We start from the raw sequence: 25,627 nt of genomic DNA, 5'->3' as shown, positions 1-25,627 counted from the left end.
GTTCCTTTGCGTGCGATCTGCGTTGGAGCGCGCGCCCAGTAGGCTGTAAAAGACCCCACCCACCGCAAGGAGGCTTCGTGAGCGACGCGGGACACCCCCAGAAGGCCACCGTCACCGTCGGTGACCGCACCGCCGAACTGCCGATTCTCTCCGGCACCGCCGGCGCACCCAGTGTCGACTTCTCGACCTTCACGAAGCAGACCGGCTACACGAGCTTGGACTATGGCTTCGTGAACACGGCGGCCACCAAGTCGGCGATCACGTTCATCGACGGCGACCAGGGCATCCTGCGATATCGCGGCTACCCGATCGAGCAGCTCGCGAAGAACAGCACGTACCTCGAGGTCGCCTGGCTGCTGCTGTACGGCGAGCTTCCGACGGCGGATGAGCTGGGGGAGTGGGACGACAAGATCCGTCACCACACGCTGCTGCACGAGGACCTCAAGCGCTTCTTCTCCTCCCTCCCGCACACCGCCCACCCGATGTCGGTGCTATCGGCGGCGACGGCGGCGCTGTCCACCTACTACGAGGGCCAGTCCGACCCCAACAATCCCGAGCACGTCGAGCTCAACACCATCCGCTTGCTGGCGAAGCTGCCGGTCATCGCGGCGTACGCCCACAAGAAGAGCATCGGTCAGGCGTTCCTCTACCCGGACAACTCACTGAGCTTCGTCGACAACTTCCTGCGGCTGAACTTCGGCAACCTCGCGGAGACGTACCAGGTGAACCCGGTGACCTCCCGGGCGCTCGAGCGTCTGCTGATCCTGCACGAGGACCACGAGCAGAACGCGTCGACCTCGACGGTGCGTTTGGTCGGATCGACCGGCGCCAACCAGTTCTCCTCGATCTCCGCGGGCATCAACGCTCTCTACGGCCCGTTGCACGGTGGCGCGAACGAAGCCGTGCTCGACATGCTCGCGCGCATTCAGGACTCCGGCGAAAGCGTCCAGCGCTTCGTCGAGCGCGTGAAGAACAAGGAGGACGGGGTCAAGCTGATGGGCTTCGGTCACCGCGTCTACAAGAACTACGACCCGCGCGCGAAGCTCGTCAAGGAGTCCGCCGACGAGATCCTCGCCGAGCTGGGCGTTCACGATCCGCTGCTGGATCTCGCCCAGGAGCTGGAGCAGGTCGCCCTCGAGGACGACTACTTCAAGGAGCGTCGCCTCTACCCCAATGTCGACTTCTACACGGGGGTCATCTACAAGGCGATGGGCTTTCCCACGCGCATGTTCACGCCGCTGTTCGCGATCGGGCGCCTGCCCGGCTGGCTGGCCCACTGGCGTGAGATGCAGTACGACCCGCAGACGAAGATCGGGCGTCCCCAGCAGCTCTACGTGGGCGCGGGCGAACGCAACTATCCCGGGGCTGTCTGACCGACGCGGCATCCGCGCGCCACGTGCGAAGCGTGCACCGGGCGATCCGCTAGGGTCGAGCCATGTCGCGTCTGCTCGTTCGTCGTCCGTCTCCGCGCCTCGCCGACGGCGAGGTGACGCATATCGGGCGGACCTCGGTCGACCCCGCGTTGGCGCAGCGCCAATGGGAGGCGTACGTCGACGTCTTCCGCTCGCGCGGATGGGAAGTCATCGAGATCGACCCGGCCGATGAGCAGCCCGACGGGGTGTTCGTCGAGGATGCCGTCGTCGTCTTCGGTGATCTCATCGTCCTCTGCCGCGCCGGCGCCGAGTCACGGCGCAGCGAAGCCCCCACGGTGCGCGATGCCGTGGCCGCCACCGGACTGGAGACGGCGGAGATCGTCGCGCCCGGCACCCTCGACGGCGGTGACGTCCTGAAGATCGGCTCGACCGTGTACGTCGGTGCATCTTCGCGCACCAACGCCGACGGCATCGCGCAGCTGACGGCGCTGCTGGCGCCGCGGGGATGGCAGATCGTCGCCGTTCCCGTCGAACGGGTCCTCCACCTCAAGAGCGGCGTGACCGCGCTGCCCGACGGGACCGTGGTCGGCTTCGAGCCCCTGGTCGACGACCCGGCCGCCTTCGCGACGTTCGAAGCCGTGCCCGAGGAGCACGGTACGGCTGTCGTCGTCCTCGGCCCCGACGAGGTGCTGATGTCCTCCGATGCTCCCGAGACCGCGGCCCGCTACGAGGCGCGTGGACTGCGGGTCGTTGCGACGCCCATCACCGAGTTCGAGAAGCTCGAGGGCTGCGTCACGTGCCTGTCGGTGCGTATCCGCGACTGAGCGGCGCGTCCGGCTCTCGGGCCGTCGCAGTGGCTTCGGATCTGCGCAACAGAATCGGATCGCGCGGGGCGCGGCATCCGATTCTGTCGCCGATCTCCGATTCTGTGCGCGTGATCAGCCGATGAGCGTCGCGGCGTAGTCGGGGACGTAGTTCTGCAGCTCGCGCGGAGGGCGTTCGTATCCGCCGGATGCCGGGCGAGCCGGGATCGCGATCGGCGCGCGCTCGACCTCCTCGTAGGGGATCTGCGAGAGCAGGTGATGGATCATGTTGATGCGGCCGCGACGCTTGTCCTCGTTGTCGACCTCGAACCACGGCGACTCCGGGATGTCGGTGTGCACGAACATGGTGTCCTTCGCGCGCGAATAGTCCTCCCACTTGGTGATCGACAGGACATCGTTGGGGGAGAGCTTCCAGCGTCTCATCGGGTCGTCGTTGCGGGAGCGGAATCGCTTCTCCTGTTCGACGTCCGAGACGCTGAACCAGTACTTCTTCAGCAGGATGCCGTCTTCCACCAGCATCCGCTCGAAGATCGGCACCTGGTGCAGAAACCGGTGGTACTCCGCGTTCGTGCAGTACCCCATCACGTGCTCGACACCGGCGCGGTTGTACCAGGACCGGTCCATCAGCACGATCTCGCCGGCCGCGGGGAGGTGGGCAATGTAGCGCTGAAAGTACCACTCGCTCTTCTCACGCTCGGTCGGCGTCGGAAGCGCCACGACGCGCGTGACCCGAGGATTGAGGTACTGCGAGACCCGGCTGATCGTCGATCCTTTGCCGGCGGCGTCGCGTCCTTCGAAGATCACCACGATGCGTGCTCCGGTGCTCTGCACCCACGCCTGCATGTCGACCAGCTGCGCCTGCAGTCGTTTCAGTTCGCGTTCATACGTCGCCTTCGGCATCCGGTCGCTCATGACCAGATGCTATCCGTCCCCGCCGCCGGCGTCCTCAGGCGTGCAGAGCCTCGTTCAGCGTCACCCCGACGCCCTCGCGGCGGACGGCCTCGACCGCACCCGTGAGCGAGTTGCGGCGGAAGAGCAGGCTGTTCTGGCCCGACAGCTGAGCGCCCTTGACGATCGGGCGCGATCCATCGTGCAGCGGGGGTTCGTTGGGGAGCACGATCTTGGATCCGGCGGTGACATAGAGTCCGGCCTCGACGATGCAGTCGTCGCCGAGCGAGATGCCGATGCCCGCGTTCGCGCCGAGGAGCGTGCGGGCGCCGATCGATACGCGGTGCGTGCCGCCACCCGACAGCGTGCCCATGATCGACGCGCCGCCGCCGATGTCCGAGCCGTCGCCGACGACGACGCCCTGGGAGATGCGCCCTTCGACCATCGAGGAGCCCAGCGTGCCGGCGTTGAAGTTCACGAAGCCCTCGTGCATGACTGTCGTGCCGGGGGAGAGGTAGGCGCCCAGCCGCACCCGCGAGGCGTCGGCGATGCGCACGCCCGGAGGGGTCACGAAGTCGAGCAGGCGGGGAAACTTGTCGAGGCTGTGCACCTGGATGCCGGCGCGCTGCAGTGCCGGGCGGAGGCGTTCGGCGTCGTCGGGGTGCATCGCGCCCGCCGTGGTCCACGCGACGATGGGAAGGTGCGCGAAGATGCCGTCGAGGTTCACGTCGTTGGGGCGGACGACCCGGTGAGACAGCGCGTGCAGACGGAGATAGGCGTCGGGAGTGGACGCCGGTGCGGCGTCGAGGTCGATCGAGACCGTGACGATCTCGACACGCACCGCGCGACGCGCGTCGGGTCCCGCATACTCGGCCCATGCCGCCGTGGCGGACGCCGTGTCGGCGTCGTCGCCGGTGCCGGCGTGGACCTCCGGGAACCAGGTGTCCAGGATCGTGCCGTTCTCGCTCGTCGTCGCGAGGCCGATGCCCCATACCGTCCGCTGTTCGCTCATGCCCTCCAGGCTATCGAAGCCGGACCCCTCGATAGACTCGCCCCATGCCCGTGCTCGACCTCACCGCCTCCTCCGTCGACCTGACCCGAGCGATCTGCGACATTCCCAGCGTGTCGGGCGACGAGGCGACCCTCGCCGACGCGATCTTCGCTGCGATCTCGCCGCTGGATCACCTCGACGTCTATCGCGACGGCGACACGATCGTCGCGCGCACCCACCTCGGGCGCGCGCAGCGCGTGGCGATCGCGGGGCACATCGACACCGTGCCGATCAACGCGAACCTGCCCACGCGCGACATCGAGATCGACGGCGAGCACTACCTCTGGGGTCGCGGGACCGTGGACATGAAGGGGGGCACGGCGGTGCAGCTGAAGCTCGCCGCCGAACTCGTCGATCCCCGCGTCGACATCACCTGGCTCTGGTACGACAACGAGGAGGTCGCGTCGGACCTCAACGGTCTCACGCGTCTGGCGCGCACGCGCCCCGACCTGTTCGCCGCCGACTTCGCGATTCTGGGGGAGCCCTCCAACGGGCAGGTGGAGGGCGGATGCAACGGCACCCTGCGCGCCGTCGCCCGCACCCGTGGGGTCCGCGCCCACAGCGCCCGCTCGTGGATGGGGGAGAACGCCATCCACGGTGCGGCGCCGATCCTGGCACGCCTGGCCGAGTATCGCCCGCGCGAGATCGACGTCGACGGGCTCGTCTACCGCGAAGGACTGAACGCCGTGCGCATCTCGGGCGGCGTCGCGGGCAACGTCATCCCCGACCTGTGCGAGGTGGAGGTCAACTTCCGTTTCGCGCCCAGCCGCAGCGTCGCCGACGCCGAGGCTCACGTGCGCCGCGTTCTGGACGGGTTCGACGTCGAGATCGTGGATGCCGCGGCGGGCGCACGTCCGGGACTGGACGCACCGCTCGCACAGGAGTTCCTCGCCGCCGTGGGTGCTGAGGCGCGCCCGAAATACGGCTGGACGGACGTCGCGCGGTTCTCCGCTCTGGGGGTACCCGCGGTCAACTACGGACCCGGCGACCCGATCTTGGCCCACCACGACGAAGAGCGGGTGCCGTTCGGCCAGATCGAGGACGTCGAGCGGAGCCTGCGGGCATGGCTGAACGGGCGCTGACCGCCGAGGCGGCGCCGCGGGGAGGGACCGGGCCGCTCGGACGGCTCCTCGTCCTGCGCCCCGCCGTTGCGGTCGCCGTCGTCTACCTCGCGGCCCGCCTGATCACCACGGCGTTCCTGCTCATCGCGGCCGAACTGTCCGGCCCGACGTCGCGTTTCGGCGCAGACGCCACGATCGGAACCCTCTCGATGGGCTGGGACGCGCAGTGGTACTGGGTCGTCGGCAGCGCGGGCTACCCCGCACACCTTCCCGTCGATGCGACCGGAGCGGTCACGCAGAACGCGTGGGCCTTCATGCCCGTCTATCCGGCGCTCACGCGGGCTCTGTCGGTCGTGTTCGCGGGAAACTACCCCCTCGCCGCCGTTGTCCTCGCCCTCGTCGCCGGGTACGGGGCCTGCCTCGTCTTCTTTCACCTCCTCCGTGAGAAGCTCACGGCGGACACGGCGCTGTGGGCGGTCGCGCTGCTGGCGGCATCCCCTCTCGCAGCGCTGTTCCAGATGGGCTACGCGGAGTCGCTCTTCCTGCTGTGGCTGTTCCTGGCCCTGTGGCTTCTCGTGCGGCGCCGGTTCGTGTGGCTGTACCCGTTGATCGTCGTCATGGGGTACACGAGACCCGGCGTGCTCGCATTTGCGCTCCTGCTCGGCGCCTACGGTGTCGTGCGGTGGCTGCGCCGACGCCGCGACCCGCTGCCGACCGTGCAGGTGGTGCACATCGTCGCGCTCGGCGTTCTCGCGGTGGCGGTGGGCTTCTCGTGGCAGGTGATCGCCGGCGCCGTGACGGGCGATCCGGCGGCGTACATGGAGACCGAGCTGTCGTGGCGGCGCGGGTGGATCGGCGAGGGCGCTTTCGTGCCCTTCGACGGGTTCGTGCAGGGAGCTGCGCTCTGGTTCCGCCTCTGGGGGCTCCTCGAGATCGTCGCATACCTCGCACTCGCGGCGGCCGTCGTGGCGATCGCCGCGGTGATCGCATTCGAGCCGCACGTGCGCCGGCTCGGGTCCGAGATGCGGCTCTGGTCGGCGAGCTACGTGCTGTACCTGCTGGTGGTGTTCTTTCCGCAGTCGAGCATCTTCCGCCTGCTCCTGCCTCTCGCGCCTCTCTACGGAGCCATCGCCGCCCCGCGGCATCCCCTCTGGCGGTGGGGGGCGCTCCTGGTCGGACTCATCGGCCAATGGTGGTGGATCTACCAGATGCTGGCGATCGGGAACTCGTACACCCAGATCCCCTGATCGCGACCCTCCGGCACGCCGCGTGCGGCCGGTGTCTCGGCATACCGATAAACTTGACAGGTAGTCCGACGACGAAAAGGAGCCCGCGATGGCAGCCATGAAGCCGCGAACCGGTGACGGACCGATGGAGGCCGTGAAGGAGGGGCGCCTCATCATCGTCCGTGTCCCCCTCGAGGGCGGCGGACGACTCGTCGTCTCGGTCAATGACGAAGAGGCCAAGGAACTTCACGGCGTGCTCGGCGACGTGGTCGGCGCAGCCTGACGATCTCCCACGGTGAAAAGGGTCGGTCTTCGGACCGACCCTTTTCCGTGTCCGGGGTGCGCCGATGGGCCCTCCCCGCGGAGGATCAGCGCAGTTCGGAGGCGACGGTCGTCAGCTGCAGGAGACCCTCGCCCACGATGGAGAGCGCACCGAGCACCGCCGGCGAGGCCTGGGTCTCCTTGATCAGCGTGCGAAAAGCCGTCGTCACGGGATCGCGCCGCACCGGGTCGGCGATCGCGCCGCCGGCGAGCACCCGAGGAATGAGCACGGTTCCGCCGGCGCGCACGAGGCGCAGGCCGTGTTCGACGTGGTCGATGACGCTCTCCGGATCGGCATCCACGAGGACGATGTCGTAAGACGCCTCGTTCATCCGGGGCAGCACGTCGCTGGCGAGGCCCGTGATGAAACGGGCGCGAGCGGGCAGTACTTTCGCGTCGGCGAATGCCGTGCGCGCCGCAGCCAGGTGCTCGGGCTCCTTGTCGATGGTGGTGAGAGTCGCGCGGGGTGCGCCGTGCAGCAGCCAGAGGCCGGACACCCCCGCACCCGTGCCGATCTCCACGACGTTCAAGGCCGCCGTCGCTGCGGCGATCACCGCGATCTGGGCTCCCACCGCCGGGCTGATCGGGGCCGCGCCGAGTTCGAGCGCATGCGCGCGGGCACGCTCGATCGCCTCGGGTTCGACGGTGACGTCGTCGACATACCTGCGGATCGCGTCCTGATCGGCCATGTGTTGTTCCTCCACTGCCCAGCGTACGGGGCGGTCGGCGTCGTATCCGACAGGCGCACGGGTAACCTGGAGGCATGTTCTTCGGCCTCGACCCGGACAAGCTCGTCCTGCTCCTGATCGTGGCCGCCCTCCTGGTCGGACCCGAGCGCCTCCCGCAGTACGCGGAGACCCTGGCGAAGTTCACGGTGCGCGCACGCGAGTGGCTGAGTGGTGCGAAGACGCGCGTGAAGGAGGAGCTCGGCGACGATTTCGACGACGTGGAGTGGCGTCGCCTCGACCCGCGTCAGTACGACCCGCGTCGCATCATCCGCGACGCCCTCCTCGATGACGCGCCGGTTCCCACGGTTCGTGCCGCAGCGGTCGGAACAGCGATCGCCGCCACAGCCACGGCGTCGCCGCTGTCGACGTTCGATCCGGACGGTGTGGTCCCGTTCGACGACGAGGCCACCTAAGCGCGGAGCGTCAGCGCGGCGTGACCGGCAGCGACCTGCCGGCAAGGCCGCGGGGTGTCGCCGCGATCCGCTCGGCCAGCGCGGCGATCGCCCGTGCGGCGGCATCCTCGGGTCGTGAAACGACCACCGGAGCTCCCTCGTCGCCGCCGCGCCGCAGATCGACGCTGAGCGGAACGGAGGCGAGCAGCGGAACGACATGATCTGCCGAGGACAGGGACGCCGCCACCGCGTCACCACCACCGGCCCCGAATAGATCCAGGGTGCTGCCGTCGGGAAGCGTCATCGCCCCCATGTTCTCGACGACGCCGATCACCCGCTGACCGGTCTGCGCCGCCACGAGCCCGCTGCGCACGGCGACGTCGGATGCCGCGGTCTGCGGTGTCGTGACGACGAGCACGTCGGCGTGCGGCAGGAGCTGCCCAACGGAGATCGCCACGTCGCCCGTTCCGGGGGGCATGTCGATGAGGAGCACGTCGAGGTCGCCGAAGAATACATCGGTCAGAAACTGCTGCACCGTGCGGTGCAGCATCGGGCCGCGCCAAGCCACGGCCGCGGAGACGGGCTGGTCTCGCGGGAGGAACATCCCGATCGAGATCGCCTTCACCCCGAACGCGACGGGCGGCAGCATGAGGTCGTCGATGCGGGTGGGTGCGGGTGGGCGGCCCTCGGCATCCACGAGACCGAGCAGTCCAGGGATCGAGAAGCCGTGCACGTCGGCGTCGATCAGCCCGACGGCGAGCCCACGCTGGGCCAGGGCGACGGCGAGGTTCGCGGTGATGCTGGACTTGCCGACACCGCCCTTGCCGCTCGTGACCGCGATGACGCGCGTCAGGGCATCGGGACCGAACGGCATGGTCCGCGCGGCACGGCCTCCGCGCAGCCGAGCGGTCAGCGCCTGGCGCTCTGGCGGCGACATCACCCCGACGACGACTTCGACATCGGAGATGCCCGGCGCGGTGGATGCCGCCGCGCGCACGTCCCGCTCAATGCGGTCGGCGGCGGGACATCCCACGATCGTCAGGGCGATCTCCACACGGGCGCGCGCGCCGCTCACACCGACGCTGCGGATCATGTCGAGTTCGGCGAGCGGACGGCGAAGCTCCGGGTCGATGACCGCGCCGACGGCCCGCCGGACGGCATCCGTCCGCGCATCACCCTCGGCACCGGTGGCGTCGCCGGCGCCTGCGAGAGCAGACGTCACGGCTGGTCGGCCTTTTCGCCGCGGTGGTCACGGTCCCGGGAGTCCTCCAATGACTCGAGCAGAGCCTTCAACTCCTGGCGCAGCACGTCGCGGGTGACGACGTGTTCGGAGACGTCCGTCATCGCCATGCGCAGCGCGACGACCTCGCGGGCGAGGTATTCGGTGTCGGCGAGGTTGCGCTCTGCGCGCTGACGATCCTGCTCGATCTGCACGCGGTCGCGGTCGTCCTGCCGGTTCTGGGCGAGAAGGATCAGCGGCGCGGCGTACGAAGCCTGCAGCGAGAGGATCAGGGTCAGCAGCGTGAAGTTGTTCTCCGCCGCGTCGAACTGCATCTCGCGCGGCATTGCGGTGTTCCACCAGAGCCACACCGCAACGAATACGGTCATGCCGATGAGGAAGCCGGAGGTCCCCATCGCGCGGGCGAAGGCTTCGGAGAAGCGGCCGAACCGGTCGCGAGATGGCTGCGGGCTGCGGCTGAGCATGCCCGCGCGCCCGCGCGGCGCGTCCAGCGAGAAGGTGCGGCGGTCCTTCGCCATCAGAGCCTCCTCGGGAGCGTCGCGGTGGTCGCGGGGGTGGTCAGCGCATCATCGTCGCCGTCGTGAGAGCGCCAGTCCTCGGGCAGCAGGTAGTCCAGCACGTCGTCGACGCTGACCGCTCCGACGAGGCGGTGCGCCGCGTCGACGACGGGGAGGGAGACGAGGTTGTAGCTCGCGAGCAGGCGTGCCACTTCGGCGGCGGATGCCGTGACGGGCACCGGGTCGAGCGTGTCATCGATGATCGCGCCGAGTCGCTCGTGCGGTGGATATCGCAGCATCCTTTGGAAGTGCACGGTGCCCAGCAGTCGCCCCGTCGGAGTCTCATACGGGGGGAGCGTCACGAAGACCGCCGCGGCCAGGGCGGGGTGCAGCTCGTGGCGGCGGATCAGCGCGAGCGCTTCGGCGACGGTCGCGTCGGCCGACAGGACGATCGGCTCGCTCGTCATCAGACCGCCCGCGGTGTCGGGGCCGTACTTGAGGAGAGCACGGACGTCTTCCGCCTCCTCGGGCTCCATCAGCTCGAGGAGCTCTTCACGCTGCTCCTCCGGCAACTGCGCCAGAACGTCGGCGGCGTCGTCGGGCTCCATCTGATCGAGGATGTCGGCGGCGCGCTCATCGCCGAGGGCTTCGAGGATATGCACCTGGTCGTCTTCGGGCATCTCCTCCAGTGCGTCGGCGAGACGGTCGTCGGAGAGCTCCTCCGCGACTTCGAGGAGGCGTTCGTCGGGCAGGTCGAGCAGGGTGTTGGCGAGGTCGGCCGGCTTGAGCTCGGAGAAGGTCGCCACCAGCTGCTCGGCCGACTGCGCCTGCCCGGGTACAGCCTGTTCGCGCACATCGCCCCAGCTCGCGAACGTCGTCGGTCCCTTCGCGAACGGGGAGGCGCTCGTCTTGGGCTTGCGGAGGAAGAGCTGACCGATGTCCCACTCGCCGAGACGGTTGCGCTCGATCGCGACGTCCTCGATCACGGCGTGTCCCGACGCGTCGGTGAAGTACACGCGACGACCGAGAAGCTCGCTCATGACGCGCACCTCGCCGCCGCGCTGCTGGAAGCGTCGAACGTTGATGAGTCCGGTCGTGATGACCTGGCCGGACTGGATCGAGGTGACGCGCCCGATCGACAGGAAGACGTGGCGACGCCCCGGGATCTCGACGACCAGGCCCACCACACGCGGCGGGTCGTCTTTTCGGTAGATGACGACCACGTCACGGACTTTGCCGAGCCGGTCGCCCGCGGGGTCGAAGACGGTGCAGCCCACCAGGCGCGCCACGAAAACCCTCTGCGTACTCACCTGACCAGCGTAGTCCGCGCCCATGGGGAACCGGGGCCACACGCACGATGCGCCGCGGCGGATGCACAGGGTGCGCATGCCAAGATGGTCGGGTGAGCATGTTGGGCGGAATACCCCAGGAACACGGCGAGAAGATCGCCGACTTCGCGACGTACCCGGCGGCGCAGAAGGCGGTGTCTCAGCTCGTGGAGGCGGATATCCCCGCCCGCGACATCGCGATCGTCGGCCATGGCCTGCGCTCCGTGGAGACCGTCACGGGGCGACTCGGGTACGCGGCGGCCGCGCGCTCGGGAGCAGTGAACGGCATCCTTCTGGGTCTGCTCTTCTCTGCCATCTTCGTGCTGGGTACGCCGAACGCGGCGATCCAGCTCTTCATCGGCGTCATGCTGGTGGGTATCGCACTGGGCATGCTGATGAGCATCATCACCTACTCGATCGTCCGCCGCCGGCGCGACTACACGTCGATCACGCAGGTGCTGGCCGACCGCTACGAGGTGACGGTTCTCCCGCGCAGCATCCACCGCGCCCGCGAAGTCGTCGGCAAGACGGTGACGCCTGCCGCCGCGCACCGCCCACCCGCGGCGCCGGTCCCCGCACCCACGCCCGACACGAGCACGCCTCCGCAGTACGGTGAGCGCGTCGATCCGCCGCAGTACGGCGAACGCCTGGCACCGCCCGCGACCACTCCGGCCGAACCGGCGACCCCTCCGACGGACGATGCCGCTGTCGGAGACGGCGGCGAACAGGGACCGACGCCGCCGGAGCGGTGATGGAGGTCGCGCTGCCGACAGGCGCCGTCGAGGTCTCGACGTCGCTGGACAAGGCGCTCGACCCGTGGGCCGTGATGGCGCTCGCTCACGGTGCGGGGGCCGGCATGGACCACCCGTTCTTGCTCGGCTTGGCCGCAGCCTGCGCACGCCAGGGCGTGAGCGTGATGCGCTTCGCGTTCCCGTACGCGCAAGCGGGCCGGAAGATGCCGGGCCCCGCCTCGCACGCGATCGCGACCTGGGCCGCCGTCGAGGCGGCAGCGCGCCAGGCGGTTGCCGGTGTGCCGTTCGTCGCGGCGGGCAAGTCCTACGGCGGACGCATGGCGTCGATGGCTGCCGCCGACGGAGCGATCGCGCCCGCGGCGCTGGTGTACCTCGGGTATCCGCTGCATCCGCCCGGCGCACCGGAGAAGCTCCGCGCCGACCACCTTCCGCAGATCACCGTCGCCCAGCTGTTCGTCGAAGGCACGAACGACCCGTTCATCCAGCCTCGGGCGCAGTACGATCAGGCCCTCAGCGGATGCCGAGACGCCAGCACCGTGTGGATCGACGGCGGCACCCACTCCTTCGAGGTCAAGGGCCGCCGCCGACCCGCCGACCAGATCGGTGCCGAGCTCGCGGACCTGATCGTCCCGTGGCTCCGTCAGCGCTTCTGAACGCCCTCAGCTGGTGACGGTACGCCCCGCGACCCAGGCCTCGACCTCGTCGGCGGTGCGCGGAATGCCCGCAGACAGGTTCACCGGGCCGTCGGCAGTCATGAGGATGTCGTCCTCGATGCGCACGCCGATACCGCGGAACTCTTCCGGAACGGTCAGATCGTCGATCTGGAAGTAGAGCCCCGGCTCGATCGTGAAGACCATTCCCGGCTCCAGAATCCCGTCGTAGTACATCTCGCGGCGCGCCTGGGCGCAATCGTGCACGTCGAGCCCCAGGTGATGACTCGTGCCGTGGACCATGTAGCGGCGGTGCTGACCGCCGTTGTCGGCATCGAGCGCTTCCTCTGCGGTGACGGGCAGCAGGCCCCACGCGGCCACGCGCTCCGCGATGACGCGCATGGCCGCTTCGTGAACCGAACGGAACGTCACCCCGGGCCGTGCCGCCGCGAAAGCGGCGTCGGCCGCCTCCCGAACGGTCTCGTAGATCATGCGCTGGACGGGGGAGAAGGTGCCGCTGACCGGAATCGTGCGGGTGATATCGGCGGTGTAGAGGCTGTCGACCTCGGCGCCGGCGTCGATGAGAATGAGGTCGCCAGGAAGGACGGCGCCGTCGTTGCGCGTCCAGTGCAGGTAGCAGGCGTGCGGACCGGATGCCGCGATCGTGTCGTACCCCTCGCCGTTGCCCTCGATACGGGCGCGATGGTGGAAGATGCCCTCCACCGCACGCTCGCCGCGCGGGGTCTGGATGATCCGCGGGAGATCGGCGACGATGTCGTCGAAGCCGCGAGCGGTGACCTCGACGGCGAGGCGCAGCTGGGCGATCTCGTAGTCGTCCTTGACGAGCCGCAGCTCGGAGACGACGCGCGTCAGTTCCGGGTCCTCGTCCAGAACGAGGTCACTCTCTGTCGCCGCGAAGTCTTCGAGCGGGGCGGTGGTCAGTCCCAGCTCGCCGGCGACGCCCGCCAGGGCGGGGCGCGGCCCGATCCAGAACTCGCCGATGGTCGCGTCGCTGTAGAACTCGGCCGTGGTCCGGTCGGCGCGCTCGCGCAGGTAGAGCGTCACGTCGTGGCCGTCGCCGCTCTCACGCGGATCGAAGACGAGGACCGAGTCGGGCACGCTGTCGCTCGCCCAGCCGGTGAGGTGGGCGAACGCCGAGTGCGCGCGGAACGGGTAGTCGGTGTCGTTGGATCGCTGCTTGTATGTTCCTGCCGGCAGCACGAGGCGCTGCCCGGGGAAGGCTGCCGAGACGGCCGCACGCCGCGCCGCCGTGTACGGGACCTGCGGTCGCGGCGAGGGTGTGAGTTCGGGCCGTTCGGCCCAGCCGGTCGAGATGGCGTCGAGGAAGCCGCGCGGGAACGGCTGCTTGCGGTTGGCGTTCTCAACGGGTGCGCCGGCGGTGTCGGTCGTGGCGATCGTGTCGCTCTCGCTCGTGCTCATGGGACAAGTCTCGCACCTCCTCCCTTCGTCGGAGGGCGGCCGGCGGCCCCGGGGTCTACCCTTCGGCCTCGTACTGCACGACGAGCGGACGGTGGTCGCTGCCACTCCCATCCAGCGAGCCGAGCACGACCGATCCGGTCGGCTTCCAGTTCGCCGTCGCCATGATGTGATCGATCGGGGTGCCGATCAGTGGGGGCAGCGACGTGGACCACGTTCCCACCGCGCCGGAACCGGTGCGTGCCGCGGCATCCGTGCATCGGCCCAGGTCGCCGCCGTCGACGCCGAAACGGGCCATGTTGTCGACCGTGGCGTTGAAGTCTCCTGCCATGATCACGTCATCGCTCGCGCACTGATTGGCGATCCAGGTCAGGTCGCTGCGCCAGTCCGACATGCGGTCCTGACGCGGCGCGACCGCGTGGACGGCGACGATCGTGGGTCCGCTGCCGTCGATGGGCATCGCGACGACGCTGGGGACGGCCGAGGTGTTGGTCGCGCCGTCGGAGGTGGACGCCACGACGGCGTAGTCGCCGAGGGTGGGGGAGATGAGCAGGGTCGTCGAGTTCGCGGCCCAGTCCGGATATCCAGGACGCTCACCGTAGTTCTCGTGATGCGCCCACATCGGTGCGCCCATCTCGCGCATCGCGATCGCCACGGCTTCACCAGTCTCGATGGTCGTCTCCGGTAGGGCGACGACGTCGGCCTTCATCGCCACAGCGGTTCGGGCGATGAGGTCGGCATCGGTGGCGGCGCCGGCGGTGTTCCAGGTCATCACACGGATGCTGGAATCCGTCGCCGGCGGCAGGCTTCCGGTCCCCACCCCGCGCACGAGGAGGACGCCGCCGTTCGCGAGGGCACCGAGCAGGGCGATGACCGCGATCGCGCCCGCGAACGCCCGGAGCGGGCGCACGAAGGCGAGCAGCAGACCGAGCACGAACACGACAGCGAGAACCACGACGACGACGGGGCGCAGGGAGACGATCTGTGCGAACGGGAAGGTCTGCTCGAGGCGGAAGAACTGGGGCCACGTGACGACCGCGGTGGCGATCGCGGCGGCCACCGTCACGAGGATTCCGAGCAGGCGCAGCACGTGGGGGACTCTACGCCAACGCTCCTGGGAGTTCCCGGACCGCGAATGCCGCAGGCGGGAGCCCCGCACGAGCCGGCGGTACGCTCGGGGGATGGTTGTGTCGTCGGTTCAGGAGCGGATGCCGCGGTTTCGCGGGCCCAGCGACCTGCACCTGCACTCCGACCATTCGGACGGTACTGAGCCTCCGGCGCGGGTGATGGCCGCCGCGCATGCGGTGGGTCTGCACACCGCCGCCCTGACCGACCACGACACCACGTCGGGCTGGTCGGAGGCCGCGGAGGCGGCCGCCTCGCTGGGCATGACGTTGATTCCGGGCATGGAGCTGTCGGCTCGTCACGAGTGGCGCAGCATCCACGTGCTCGCCTACCTGTTCGAACCGGAGCATGCGGGGTTGCGTGCGCTGACCGACCGGATCCGCCACTCGCGTCTGACGCGCGCCCAGACGATGGCCGAGCGGATCGGTCGTGACTACGACCTCACCTGGGACGACATCCTCGCGCAGACGACGGTCGGGGCGACCGTGGGGCGGCCGCACCTGGCCGACGCGCTCATCGCGCGCGGCTACGTCCGCGATCGGGGGGAGGCCTTCGCCGGCATCCTGCACCCCGGCAGCGACTACTACGTCGACCTGTATGCGCCGGATCCGGTGACCGCGGTGTCCGCTGTCGTGGATGCCGGAGGTGTGCCGATCATCGCTCATCCGGCCGGCCGCGGCGGGCTGCTCCCCGCCCAGCTGCTGGGTCGCATGCTCGACGCCGGGCTCGCGGGATTCGAACTCGGTCATCGGGAAAATCGCGAGCCGGCTCTCGGGGCGCTGCGCACGCTCGCGGCGGAGCGGGATCTCATCGTGACCGGCTCCAGCGACTATCACGGGTTGGGAAAGCCGAACCAGCCGGGCGAGTTCACGACCGCCGACGAGATGGTGCAGCGCATCATCGAGAGGGCGACGGGCAGCGCGCCCGTCTTCGCCTGACGACGCGATGCAGCACTCCACTCCGCTCGAGCGGCTGTGGTGGCGGCGCCGGGCCGGGACGCGCGAACTCCGCAGATGGTGACGAACTCCGCATCGGGTCGCCGATGTGGATGCGGAGGACGTGCGATTCTGCGGAGTTCGTGCGGCGTGAGCGTCCGGCGCGGTGGCCACCGCGGGCCGTGGGGTCAGGCGCCGGCGACGGGGGGAGCGGCCGGCGCGCCGCCAGCCGCGCCGCGGCGGCGCCGACGGCGACGCGCGGGGGCGGGCTTGCCGTCGTGGTGCTCGCTGCCGGTGCCGTCGTGCGTACCGGCGCCGTCGGCGGAGCGGGAAGCGTCATCGGACGTGGATGCGGCGGCATCCGCGCCCGCCGATGCACCCTCGGCGAACGGCGATCCGACCGCTGACGATCCGGAGCGACGGCGACGGCGACGACGCGTGCCGGCCTCACCGGTCCCGTCGGCCGCGGCATCCACCGCCCGCTCGGGTGCCGGGCGCTGCGTGCGCACCGACTCCGTCTTGGGTGCCTTGGCGATACGGCCCTTGGTGCCCGCCGGGATGTCCAGGTCGGTGAACAGGTGCGGGCTGGAGGAGTACGTCTCGACGGGTTCGGGCTGCCCGAACTCGAGGGCGCGGTTGATGAGCGCCCACTTGTGCAGGTCGTCCCAGTCGACGAACGTGACGGCGATACCCGTCTTGCCGGCACGGCCGGTGCGCCCGGCGCGGTGCAGGTAGGTCTTCTCGTCGTCCGGGATCGTGTGGTTGATGACGTGGGTCACATCGTCGACGTCGATTCCGCGCGCCGCGACGTCCGTCGCGATGAGCACGTCCTTCTTGCCGGCCTTGAACGCGGCCATCGACCGCTCGCGCGCCTCCTGGCTCATGTCGCCGTGCACCGCGCCCGCGTTGAACCCGCGGTCGTTCAGCTCGTCCACCAGCTTCTGAGCGGCGCGCTTGGTGCGGGTGAAGACGACCGTCTTGCCGCGACCCTCTGCCTGCAGGATGCGGGCGATCACCTCATCCTTGTCGAGCGAATGCGCCCGGTAGACGAGGTGCTTGATGTTGGCCTGCGTCAGACCCTCGTCGGGATCGGTCGCCCGGATGTGGATCGGGTTGCTCATGAACCGGCGCGCGAGAGCGACGATCGGGCCGGGCATCGTCGCGGAGAACAGCTGGGTGTGACGCACCGGCGCGACCTTCTGGAAGATCTTCTCGATGTCGGCGAGGAAGCCGAGATCGAGCATCTTGTCGGCCTCATCGAGCACGACCTCCACCGCGCCGCTCAGATCGAGCAGGCGCTGGTTGTTGAGGTCGATGAGGCGACCGGGGGTGCCGACGACGATCTGCGCGCCGGCCTTCAGCTGGTCGATCTGACCTTCGTACGCCTTGCCGCCGTAGATGGCGACCACGCTCGTCGAGCGGTTCTGGGTGAGCATGTCCATGTCTTCGTAGACCTGGACGGCCAGCTCACGGGTGGGCACGACGATGAGCGCCTTCACCCCGGGTGCTGGGTCGAGGCCGAGACGCTGGACCACGGGAATGCCGAAACCGAAGGTCTTGCCCGTGCCCGTCTTGGCCTGACCGATGATGTCCTGGCCGGGCAGCCCCAGAGGAATCGTCTGCTCCTGAATGGGGAAGGCGTCCACGATGCCCTTGGAGGCGAGGGCCTCCACGATGTCGGGATCGATTCCGAGTTCAGCGAATGTCGTCACAGTACGTGCCTGTCTGGCGGTGAGAAGCCGCCGGTGAGGAAGTCCACGCCTTCTACTCATCCGCAGGCGCGGGGGTCTCGATCCATCGCCGAGACCTGACCAGCCTACCGGAGGGTGTCGTGACTACCTCGGAAGCGGCGGGTCGCATCTAGGCTGGGGGCGTGGTGACCTGGCCCTGGCAGCGCGATCGCACCGTCGCACGTACGCTGCGCGTGCGCTCTCGCGGCGACTTCGGCGACGTTCGGCGCGTCGACTTCGAAGAGCTGGCTCCCGACATCGACACCTTCCTCGGGCAAGCTGCGTACCTGCAGCTCGGCTACTTCGAGACGCTCAGCGAGCTGATCGCACCGACCCCCGAGCTGACGCAGAAGGAGTCGATCTCGGTGGCGGCCGGGGCGGCGCTGCACAAGCACCGCGCGATCCTCGCGCTGATCCGCGAACGCGGCGACGATCCCCTCGACCTCATGCTGCCCTTCCGTGAGCCCCTCGACGCGTTTCGTCGGTCGACGCACGGTGCACGCTCGCTCGAGACGATGCTCTCGGTGCACATCACGGCGGGCATGCTCGACGACTTCTACCTCGCGCTGTCTTCCAGCTACGGCGTGACCGGGCGCCGGGTCGCGGACATCCTGCGCGGCGACGACGACCGGCAAGCCCTCGTCGACATCATCACCGACGCGATCGCCGCCGACGAGCAGTGGAAGTCGCTGCTCGCGCTGTGGGGTCGTCGCCTCGTGGGCGACACGCTCCTCATCGCGCGCGCCGCCCTTCGTCCTCAGACCCTGGATGCCGCGGAGGAGCGCAAGGTCGAGCCGGTGTTCACCGACCTGCTCGGCGCCCATTCACGCCGCATGTCGGCGATGGGCCTGGACGCCTGACGGTCAGCCGCGCGCGGCGCAGCAGCGAGCTCAGGAGATCTTCAGTCGTAGCCGCTCTCGCGCATCGTGGTTCGCACGCGCGCGCGTGAGGACGGCCAGAACCGCGGGTACGGCGATCGCGGGGACGGCGATCGAGAGGATCCACAGCCACGGGTCGAGTGTCGTCTGACCGGCCCAGGTGAGGGTCATCCAGACCAGGCCACCCAGGACAGCACCGAGCACCGGTGCCACGGCGCTACCGCGCGCGGTGCGTCCGGGCATCAGATAGTGCATCACTGCGCCGTAGGCGCCGCCGAAGATGAAGGCGAGGAGGATGTCCACGGTCGTCCTCCGGCGCTCAGGCGACGAAGCCGACGCGGCGGGACTCCTCCGTGCCGACCTCGATGAACGTGATGCCGGTCGTCGGGACGATGTAGGTGTTGCCCTTGACGTCGGTGAAGGTGACGAAGGACTCCGAGGCCTCGAGAGCCTTCTGGATCGTGCTCGTCACGGCATCCGCCGACTGGGCCGACTCGAAGCTGAGCTCTCGAGCGGTGTTCGCGATGCCGATGCGGATCTCCACGGTGACTGCCTCACTTCTGTTCATGACCCCGCCGCCGTCGGCGTGCGGAGCGGACCGGTAAGCCGGCCGCACCTCGACTCTACGACACCGGATCGGGAGCGGGATCGCGCCGGAGGCGCTGCGCCGCTCGCTGTGCGCGAACGCTCGTGTCGGCGCCTCCGGCTAGCGTGAGAGGCATGGATCGTGTGACGTGGGATGCCGCTCAGCGTGCCGTCATCGACCTTCCCGCCGACGCGTCGGGCGTCGTGGTCGGCGCGCCAGGATCGGGCAAGACCACGACCGCGATCGCACGGGTCGGCGCGCTCGTTCGGCCGTCGGCGGACGAAGCGCACGGCATCCTGCAGCCGGACGAGGTGCTCGTGCTGACGCCATCGCGCGCCTCCGCGACTGCGCTGCGAGACCGCCTCGCCCTCGCCGTCGGCGTCGCCACACCCGGCGCGTTGGCGCGCTCGATCGTGGCGTTCGGCTACCAGATCGTCCGCGCCGAGGCCGTCCATCGTGGCGAGCCGGTGCCCCAGTTGCTGACCGGTCCGGACGAGGACCAGGTGATCGCCGATCTGCTGGCCGGAGACGCCGAGGATGAGATCGACGGGATCGTGCGGTGGCCGCTCTCGCTGCCGGCGGCCGTGCGCTCCACGCGCACGTTCCGCGGCGAGTTGCGCGCTCTGCTCGCCGAGTGCGCGCAGCTCGGAGTCTCCGCCGATCACCTGGCGGATCTTGCGGCGCGGCACGGCGTCGCGGAGTGGGCGGCGGCGGCATCCTTCTCGCGGGAGTACCTGTATGCGCGCGACCGCATGCGCGGAGCCCATCGCGACGCCGCGGGCCTCGTCCGTGAGGCGCTGGGCCTCGTCCGCACGCTTCCGGCCGGCGCGCCGGGGCTCGCCGCGTTGGAGCGACTGCGGGCGATCGTCGTGGACGACGCCCAGGAGCTGACTCTCGGCGGTGTGGAACTGCTGGAGGCCTGCCGCGCGCGGGGCGTGGCGGTGCTCGCCTTCGGTGATCCGGATGTCGGTTCGGGAAGCTTCCGCGGCGCCAGCCCGGAGAACTTCTCGCGCCTGGCAGCCGCCGGGCCCGTGTACGTCCTCGACCACATGCACCGCGGCTCCGAGGCCCAGCGACGTCTGATCGCCGCGGTCACGGCCCGGATCGGTGCCGCCGGGGTCGTCGCGCACCGCCTGCGCCCTCTCGCCTCCGGTGATGCTCCGGAGGACGGTGGAGACGGCAGCGTCCGCGCCGTCACGGCTCGCTCCGCGTCGGAAGAGCACGACGTCATCGCGCGCCTGCTCCGAGAGCGCCACGTCCACGACGCGGTGCCCTGGTCGGCGTGCGCCGTCATCGCCCACGACAGTCGACAGGTTGCGGCACTCGAAGCCGAGCTCGCCGCCCGCGAGGTGCCCACGCGCACCCGCGGGCAGCGACCTCTGGCTCAGGCCCGGGCAGTGGCGGATCTGCTGCGCGTCGCGCTGCTGGCCGAGCTCGAGCCCACCGCCTGGACTCTCGAGGACGCCGTCGACGCCCTCCGCGCCGGAGGGATGGATCCGGTCGAGATCCGGCGACTGCGCGCCGCCCTGCGGCTGTCGGCGCTGGCCGGTGACCCGTCGGTGGGCGAGCGGGCCCCCGACGAGCCGGTCACCTCCAGCGCCGATCTGCTCGTGTCCGCACTGGGGCATCCCGTCGCGTTCGCGCTGCTCGACACGCGAGAGGGACGCCGCGCCGAACGGATCGCGCGCACCCTCGCCGACGTTCACGCCCAATGGGACCTCGTTCATGCCGGTGGCGCCGAGGCGCCCACCGCGCACGAGATTCTGTGGAGCGCGTGGCAAGGTCTGGGCGTTGAGCGGGCATGGGTCGCCGCCGCGGAGGGCTCCGGTCCGCTCGCCGCGCAATCCGGCCGCGAGCTGGATGCGCTTGTGGCCCTCTTCCAGGCCGCCAAACGTCACGGTGAGAGAGCGGACGGCACCTCACCCGGGGCGTTTCTGCGCGGCATCCTCGATTCCGACGTCGCCGAGGACCGGCTGGCCGACGATTCGACCGCGGATGCCGTCGACATTCTCACCCCGGCCGGCGCCGTCGGCGCCGAGTACGACACCGTCGTGGTCGCCGGCGTCCAGGAGGGCGTCTGGCCGAACCTCCGCGCGCGGGGGAGCCTGTTGCAGACCTGGCGGCTGGCAGCACTCGCCGCCGGCGCAGCGCCCGATGCCACCGAGACACTCGATCGGCGACGCGGCGTGCTGCACGACGAGTTGCGGCTGTTCGCCCGCGCCTGCTCCCGTGCGCGCCGACGACTCGTCGTGACCGCGGTCGACGATGACGATACGGGGCCGAGTCCGCTCTTCGAGCTTCTTCCGCCGGCTCAGCCGGCGGCGCGCTCCGCCGCGCATCCCCTGACCCTGCGAGGACTCGTGGCGCAGCACCGGCGCACGCTTTCGGAGCGTCGAGCCGACCCGTCCGCGCAGCGCGCCGCCGCCGAGCAGTTGCGGCTGCTCGCTGCGGCCGGCGTCCCGGGCGCCGCCCCCGAAGAGTGGTACGGCATCGCGCCCGTGACATCCACGGCACCGCTGCGCGATCTCACGCGGGAGGACGTGCGCGTCTCGCCGTCGCGGCTCCAGAGCGTGGAGGAGTGCCAGCTCAACTGGCTGCTCGCCGACCTGGGGGCCGATGACGGGGGAGCTGTGGCGGGCCTCGGCACGCTGGTGCATGCGGCGATGGAACGTGCGGAGAGTTCCGACGAAGATGCGCTGTGGGCGATCGTGGACGCGCGCTGGAGCGAACTGGAGTTCGAGTCCGCCTGGCGGGAGCGTGCGGAGCGCGCACGGGCACGCGAACTCGTCCGACGACTGTCGGTGTATCTGCGGCGGTTCGAGTCCGCGGGCGGAAGCGTCATCGGTTCGGAGCCGCATTTCGAGGTTCCGGTCGCCCTCGATCCGGTCGGCAGCCACGGCGCCATCGTCAGCGGGTACATCGATCGCGTGGAGCGCACCGCCTCGGGGGAGGTGGTGATCGTCGACTTGAAGACGGGTAAGCGCGAACCGCAGACCGACGCGAAGGTGGTCGACAATCCGCAGCTCGCCGCGTATCAGCTCGCGCTCGATGAGGGCGCCATCCCCGAGGCTGCCGGTCTCACCCCCGGCGGCGCGAAGCTGCTCGTCTTGCGCCCGTCGGCGGCCACGAAGGACTACGTGGAACCCCGCCAGCCGCCGCTGGATGATGCCGCCCGCGACGCGTTCCTCGCGCGGGTGCGTGAGGCGGCGACCGTCATGAGCGGCGCGGAGTTCTCGGCGCCGTATGAGGAGCACTGTCGTGACGATCACTCCTACGGCCTCTGTCGGATCCACACGATCAACGCGGTGAGCGCCTCATGAGCATCGTCTCGCCCGCCGCACTCGCGGCCGCACTCGGCCAGTTCCCGCCCACCGATGAACAGGCGCGCGTGATCGCCGCGCCCCTCTCGCCCGCGCTCGTCGTCGCCGGCGCCGGCAGCGGCAAGACCGAGACCATGGCGGGGCGGGTCGTCTGGCTCGTGGCGAACGGCCTCGTTCCGCGTGATGCGGTGCTCGGTCTGACGTTCACCCGCAAGGCCGCGGGCGAGCTGGCCGAGCGCGTGCATCGACGACTGCAGCGGCTCGCGGAGTTCGAACGCCGTGGGCTTGTTCCCCACCTCGAGACGCTCCATGCGCGGGGGCATCTCGACGTCCTCGGCGAGATCGAGCGCAGCGGTGCGCCGTCACCGTCCCGGTTCGCCGTCCTCGATCAGCTCGTCGCCGTCACTGGCGCCGCCGCGGTCGCGGACGACCTGTCGGCGGACGCACTGCTGGAGCGGCCGACCGTCTCCACGTACAACAGCTTCGCCGACAGCATCGTGCGTGAGCACGCCGTGAGACTCGGCCGTGACGCTGAGGCCGCGGTTCTCAGCGAGTCCGCAGCCTGGCTGCTGATGCGGCGCGTCGTGCTCGAGTCCGACGATCCGCGGCTGGAGGTGCGCGAGGAGGCGCTGCGCTCGATCATCGACGCCGCACTGCGGATCGCCCGCGACGCCGCCGACAACCGGGTCGACCTCGACGAGCTGGCGCGCTTCCCGGCGCGCTTCTCAGACGTCCTGGAACGCCCCTCGACGTCGGCCCGCGTCACCGTGTACGCCGATATCGCGAAAGCGCACGTCGCCGTGGGCGCACTCGACCTCCTCGCCGACCTGGCGCGGGAGTACGCCCGGCGAAAGCTCCGCCACGGCGTGATCGACTTCTCCGACCAGGTGGCCGGAGCCTGCGACATCATCGATGCGCACCCGGCGGTCGGCGAGGAGCTGAGGGACCGTTATCGCGTCGTGCTGCTGGACGAATACCAGGACACGTCCGTCGTGCAGACCCAGCTGCTCGCCTCCGCCTTCCGCGACGCGGCGGTGATGGCGGTCGGCGACCCCCATCAGTCCATCTACGGCTGGCGAGGGGCCAGCGCCGGCAACCTCGGCGACTTCGCGACGGCATTCAGCACCACCGGTGCGGCCGAGACCTTCGCTTTGATGACGAGCTGGCGCAACAGTGTCGACGTGTTGCGTGCGGCCGACGCCGTGCTGGCGCCCCTCGCCGAGAGCGTTCCGGTCGCCGTCGAAGGCCTGCGGCCGCGTCCGGGTGCGGGCTCGGGCGAGGTGGAGATCCACATCGACACCGACATCGACGCGGAGGCCGATGCGGTGGCGGACTGGTTCGCGCGCGTACGGCATGAGCGCGCGCGAGCGGGCGCCGCGACGACGGGGGCCGTGCTCTTTCGCAGCAAGAAGCACATGGTGCATTTCGCCGATGCCCTGGGCCGGCGCGGCATCCCGCATCGTATCCTCGGCCTCGGCGGGCTGTTGTCCACGCCGGAGGTGGTCGATGTCGTCGCGACGCTCCGGGTCATCAGCGACCCGCGTGCGGGGTCGTCGCTGATCAGGTTGCTCGCCGGTCCGCGCTGGGGGATCGGCGTGGCAGATCTGCGGGCGTTGAGTGAGCTGTCCCGGCGGATCAGCCGTCACGACGGCGCCCTCCAGCCGCTGCATCCCGACATCGTCGCGCGGATGCGGACGTCGGCGGGGGATGATCAGGGCTCGCTCGTCGACGCTCTCGACTTCTTCCTCCGTCACGGCGCCGACCACGGCTGGCTGAGCGACTTCACCGCGGCGGCACGAGAACGCCTCCGCGAGGCGGCGGCCGTCTTCGCCAGTCTGCGTCGGCACGCGACACTGCCGATTCCCGAGCTCGTGCGGATGATCGAGCTCGAACTCCGGCTGGATATCGAGCTGGCCGCGAACGAGGCACGCGGTCCGGCGCGGGTGGCCGGTGACCAGTTGCGCGCCTTCGTCGACGAGTTGCACGGCTTTCTGGCGACCGACGAGCGCGGGTCGCTGCCCAGCCTTCTCGCCTGGCTCGACCATGCCGAGCGTCTCGATGAGTTCGCGCCGCGCACCGAGCCGCCGGAGGACGATGTCGTGCAGTTGCTCACGATCCATGGATCGAAGGGCCTCGAATGGGATGCCGTGGCCGTCGTCCGACTGGTCGAGGATGAGCTGCCGACCCGGCCCAAAGACACACGCGGATGGCTCGGGTTCGGCGTTCTTCCGTACGAGTTCCGCGGCGATGCCGACTGGCTCCCCGCCTTTCGCTGGGGTGCTGACCAGTCCCCGACGCAGCAGGACCTCTCCCGTGCGCTGGACGACTTCGTCGCGGCCGGGCGCGCGCGCCAGCGGGAGGAGGAGCGTCGGCTCGCGTACGTCGCCGTGACCCGTGCGCGGGATCACCTGTTTCTGAGCGCTTCGCACTGGTCGGGGACGAAGTCGCCGCGTCGCCCGAGCGCCTTCCTGGAGGAGATGGCCGCTGCTCTGGGCCGGACGATCGTGCCCGACGTCGACCCGGGCGACAACCCCTTCGAGGGTCGCCGCCGCCTCCTGCAGTGGCCGCTCGATCCCCTCGGGGCCCGGCGCGGCACCGTCGCCGCCGCAGCCGAGGAGGTACGACAAGCTGCGCAGGCCGAGCCCACGGCTGAACTCGCCCTCCTGCTCGCCGAGCGTGCCGAGCGGGAACGCAAGGCGCGACCGGCGGCGCCGGTGCGCATCCCGGCATCCCGCTTCAAGGACTTCCTCGGCGACGCGCCGGCCCTGCGCCGTCCGCTGCCCGAGCGTCCCTATCGCCAGTCGCGGCTCGGGACTGCTTTCCACTCGTGGGTCGAGCAGCGCTCGGGTGTCGTGGGCGCCGGCACCTCGCTCGATGACGCGCTGTGGGATGAGGACGCATCCGATACCGCGGCCGTCTCCGACGGCGGTCCGGCATCGACAGAGCTCGCCGAGCTGCAGGAGCGTTTTCTGGCCTCCGAGTGGGCATCGTTGCGGCCGTTGGAAGTGGAGACGGAGATCGACGTCACGATCGAGGACGCTCTCGGAGACGGTCGACCGCACGTCGTGATCTGCAAGCTCGACGCCGTCTACCGGCGCGGCGAGCGCATCGAGATCGTCGACTGGAAGACGGGCCGTGCGCCGCGCACCGCCGCCGAGCGGGATGAGCGGATGATCCAGCTGCGCCTGTATCGCGAGGCGTACCACGCGAAGCACGGCATTGCGCGCGAGCAGATCGATGTGGTGCTCTTCTACGTCGCGGAAGGCCTCATCCTGCGCGATTGAG

At 70.0% G+C, this 25,627-nt stretch carries 23 protein-coding genes; 12 read left to right on the top strand and 11 right to left on the bottom strand.

Annotation, left to right across the window (positions count from 1 at the left end):
- Nucleotides 1-77: 77 nt before the first annotated feature.
- Both BGN98_RS07940 and ddaH read left to right on the top strand, forming a co-directional pair.
- Nucleotides 78-1,373 (top strand): citrate synthase, encoded by a 1,296-nt coding sequence (locus BGN98_RS07940; RefSeq protein ID WP_005053689.1) that lies wholly within the window; start codon nt 78-80, stop codon nt 1,371-1,373.
- 62 nt (nt 1,374-1,435) lie between these two features.
- A complete protein-coding gene (gene ddaH, locus BGN98_RS07935) occupies nt 1,436-2,197 on the top strand; it encodes a dimethylargininase (RefSeq protein ID WP_036284915.1) in 762 nt (253 codons plus the stop codon).
- A 114-nt stretch (nt 2,198-2,311) separates the two neighbouring features.
- On the opposite strand, the gene ppk2 is transcribed toward ddaH, so the two are convergent.
- Both ppk2 and dapD read right to left on the bottom strand, forming a co-directional pair.
- Nucleotides 2,312-3,097 carry a polyphosphate kinase 2 gene (gene ppk2 / locus BGN98_RS07930; RefSeq protein WP_005053685.1) on the bottom strand — a complete coding sequence of 262 codons (786 nt, stop codon included), beginning with the start codon at nt 3,095-3,097 and terminating at the stop codon, nt 2,312-2,314.
- A 46-nt stretch (nt 3,098-3,143) separates the two neighbouring features.
- Nucleotides 3,144-4,097, bottom strand: coding sequence for a 2,3,4,5-tetrahydropyridine-2,6-dicarboxylate N-succinyltransferase (gene dapD / locus BGN98_RS07925; protein ID WP_036284912.1), 954 nt, complete (start codon nt 4,095-4,097; stop codon nt 3,144-3,146).
- A gap of 44 nt (nt 4,098-4,141) precedes the next feature.
- Between dapD and dapE the strand changes: the two genes are divergently transcribed.
- From dapE to BGN98_RS07910, 3 genes are all read left to right on the top strand, one after another.
- Nucleotides 4,142-5,218 (top strand): succinyl-diaminopimelate desuccinylase, encoded by a 1,077-nt coding sequence (dapE, locus tag BGN98_RS07920; protein ID WP_036284910.1) that lies wholly within the window; start codon nt 4,142-4,144, stop codon nt 5,216-5,218.
- The gene (locus BGN98_RS07915; RefSeq protein WP_288120667.1) at nt 5,200-6,444 is read left to right on the top strand and encodes a hypothetical protein; all 1,245 of its coding nucleotides are present in this window, start codon (nt 5,200-5,202) and stop codon (nt 6,442-6,444) included. Before dapE ends, BGN98_RS07915 begins: the two co-directional genes overlap by 19 nt.
- 88 nt (nt 6,445-6,532) lie before the next feature.
- Nucleotides 6,533-6,706 carry a DUF3117 domain-containing protein gene (locus BGN98_RS07910; RefSeq protein ID WP_005053677.1) on the top strand — a complete coding sequence of 58 codons (174 nt, stop codon included), beginning with the start codon at nt 6,533-6,535 and terminating at the stop codon, nt 6,704-6,706.
- Between the two features lie 85 nt (nt 6,707-6,791).
- Here the strand turns inward: BGN98_RS07910 and BGN98_RS07905 are convergent, their stop codons facing one another.
- A complete protein-coding gene (locus BGN98_RS07905) occupies nt 6,792-7,433 on the bottom strand; it encodes an O-methyltransferase (protein WP_016464725.1) in 642 nt (213 codons plus the stop codon).
- A 74-nt stretch (nt 7,434-7,507) separates the two neighbouring features.
- Here BGN98_RS07905 and BGN98_RS07900 point away from each other — a divergent pair, with 74 nt between their 5' ends.
- The gene (locus BGN98_RS07900) at nt 7,508-7,885 is read left to right on the top strand and encodes a twin-arginine translocase TatA/TatE family subunit (protein ID WP_288120664.1); all 378 of its coding nucleotides are present in this window, start codon (nt 7,508-7,510) and stop codon (nt 7,883-7,885) included.
- 10 nt (nt 7,886-7,895) lie between these two features.
- Here BGN98_RS07900 and BGN98_RS07895 read toward each other — a convergent pair whose 3' ends face one another.
- The 3 genes from BGN98_RS07895 to BGN98_RS07885 are packed head-to-tail and all read right to left on the bottom strand — an operon-like array spanning nt 7,896 to nt 10,911.
- A complete protein-coding gene (locus BGN98_RS07895; RefSeq protein WP_005053669.1) occupies nt 7,896-9,086 on the bottom strand; it encodes a P-loop NTPase in 1,191 nt (396 codons plus the stop codon).
- The gene (locus BGN98_RS07890; protein WP_288120662.1) at nt 9,083-9,622 is read right to left on the bottom strand and encodes a DUF1003 domain-containing protein; all 540 of its coding nucleotides are present in this window, start codon (nt 9,620-9,622) and stop codon (nt 9,083-9,085) included. Before BGN98_RS07890 ends, BGN98_RS07895 begins: the two co-directional genes overlap by 4 nt.
- Entirely contained in the window at nt 9,622-10,911 is a 1,290-nt protein-coding gene (locus BGN98_RS07885; protein WP_036283619.1) for a magnesium transporter MgtE N-terminal domain-containing protein, read from the bottom strand. The genes BGN98_RS07890 and BGN98_RS07885 overlap by 1 nt, the downstream gene beginning before the upstream one ends.
- A gap of 98 nt (nt 10,912-11,009) precedes the next feature.
- Between BGN98_RS07885 and BGN98_RS07880 the strand changes: the two genes are divergently transcribed.
- Both BGN98_RS07880 and BGN98_RS07875 read left to right on the top strand, forming a co-directional pair.
- A complete protein-coding gene (locus tag BGN98_RS07880) occupies nt 11,010-11,681 on the top strand; it encodes a YflT domain-containing protein (protein WP_036288554.1) in 672 nt (223 codons plus the stop codon).
- Nucleotides 11,681-12,334, top strand: a complete 654-nt coding sequence (locus tag BGN98_RS07875) for an alpha/beta hydrolase family protein (RefSeq protein ID WP_036288522.1) — start codon at nt 11,681-11,683, stop codon at nt 12,332-12,334. The genes BGN98_RS07880 and BGN98_RS07875 overlap by 1 nt, the downstream gene beginning before the upstream one ends.
- A 6-nt stretch (nt 12,335-12,340) precedes the next feature.
- On the opposite strand, the gene BGN98_RS07870 is transcribed toward BGN98_RS07875, so the two are convergent.
- Nucleotides 12,341-13,771 (bottom strand): aminopeptidase P family protein, encoded by a 1,431-nt coding sequence (locus BGN98_RS07870; protein WP_036288520.1) that lies wholly within the window; start codon nt 13,769-13,771, stop codon nt 12,341-12,343.
- Nucleotides 13,772-13,826: 55 nt separating this feature from the next.
- Nucleotides 13,827-14,858, bottom strand: a complete 1,032-nt coding sequence (locus BGN98_RS07865; RefSeq protein WP_288120658.1) for an endonuclease/exonuclease/phosphatase family protein — start codon at nt 14,856-14,858, stop codon at nt 13,827-13,829.
- Between the two features lie 91 nt (nt 14,859-14,949).
- Between BGN98_RS07865 and BGN98_RS07860 the strand changes: the two genes are divergently transcribed.
- Nucleotides 14,950-15,831: a PHP domain-containing protein gene (locus BGN98_RS07860; RefSeq protein ID WP_288120656.1), complete on the top strand. Its 882-nt coding sequence runs from the start codon at nt 14,950-14,952 to the stop codon at nt 15,829-15,831.
- A gap of 185 nt (nt 15,832-16,016) precedes the next feature.
- Here BGN98_RS07860 and BGN98_RS07855 read toward each other — a convergent pair whose 3' ends face one another.
- The gene (locus BGN98_RS07855) at nt 16,017-17,540 is read right to left on the bottom strand and encodes a DEAD/DEAH box helicase (protein ID WP_288120654.1); all 1,524 of its coding nucleotides are present in this window, start codon (nt 17,538-17,540) and stop codon (nt 16,017-16,019) included.
- 161 nt (nt 17,541-17,701) lie between these two features.
- Here BGN98_RS07855 and BGN98_RS07850 point away from each other — a divergent pair, with 161 nt between their 5' ends.
- Nucleotides 17,702-18,418, top strand: a complete 717-nt coding sequence (locus BGN98_RS07850; protein ID WP_005053650.1) for a ferritin-like fold-containing protein — start codon at nt 17,702-17,704, stop codon at nt 18,416-18,418.
- Nucleotides 18,419-18,448: 30 nt separating this feature from the next.
- On the opposite strand, the gene BGN98_RS07845 is transcribed toward BGN98_RS07850, so the two are convergent.
- Nucleotides 18,449-18,739 carry a GlsB/YeaQ/YmgE family stress response membrane protein gene (locus tag BGN98_RS07845; protein WP_005053648.1) on the bottom strand — a complete coding sequence of 97 codons (291 nt, stop codon included), beginning with the start codon at nt 18,737-18,739 and terminating at the stop codon, nt 18,449-18,451.
- 16 nt (nt 18,740-18,755) lie between these two features.
- Nucleotides 18,756-18,980, bottom strand: a complete 225-nt coding sequence (locus BGN98_RS07840) for a DUF3107 domain-containing protein (protein WP_036283262.1) — start codon at nt 18,978-18,980, stop codon at nt 18,756-18,758.
- Nucleotides 18,981-19,156: 176 nt separating this feature from the next.
- Between BGN98_RS07840 and BGN98_RS07835 the strand changes: the two genes are divergently transcribed.
- Both BGN98_RS07835 and BGN98_RS07830 read left to right on the top strand, forming a co-directional pair.
- Entirely contained in the window at nt 19,157-22,342 is a 3,186-nt protein-coding gene (locus tag BGN98_RS07835) for an ATP-dependent DNA helicase (protein WP_288120650.1), read from the top strand.
- The gene (locus tag BGN98_RS07830) at nt 22,339-25,626 is read left to right on the top strand and encodes an ATP-dependent DNA helicase (RefSeq protein WP_288120648.1); all 3,288 of its coding nucleotides are present in this window, start codon (nt 22,339-22,341) and stop codon (nt 25,624-25,626) included. The genes BGN98_RS07835 and BGN98_RS07830 overlap by 4 nt, the downstream gene beginning before the upstream one ends.
- The last annotated feature ends 1 nt before the right edge of the window (nt 25,627 follow it).

The organism is Microbacterium sp. 69-7 (assembly GCF_001897985.1).
Taxonomy (GTDB): domain Bacteria; phylum Actinomycetota; class Actinomycetes; order Actinomycetales; family Microbacteriaceae; genus Microbacterium; species Microbacterium laevaniformans.
This window is presented reverse-complemented; position numbering and strand designations above follow the sequence as displayed.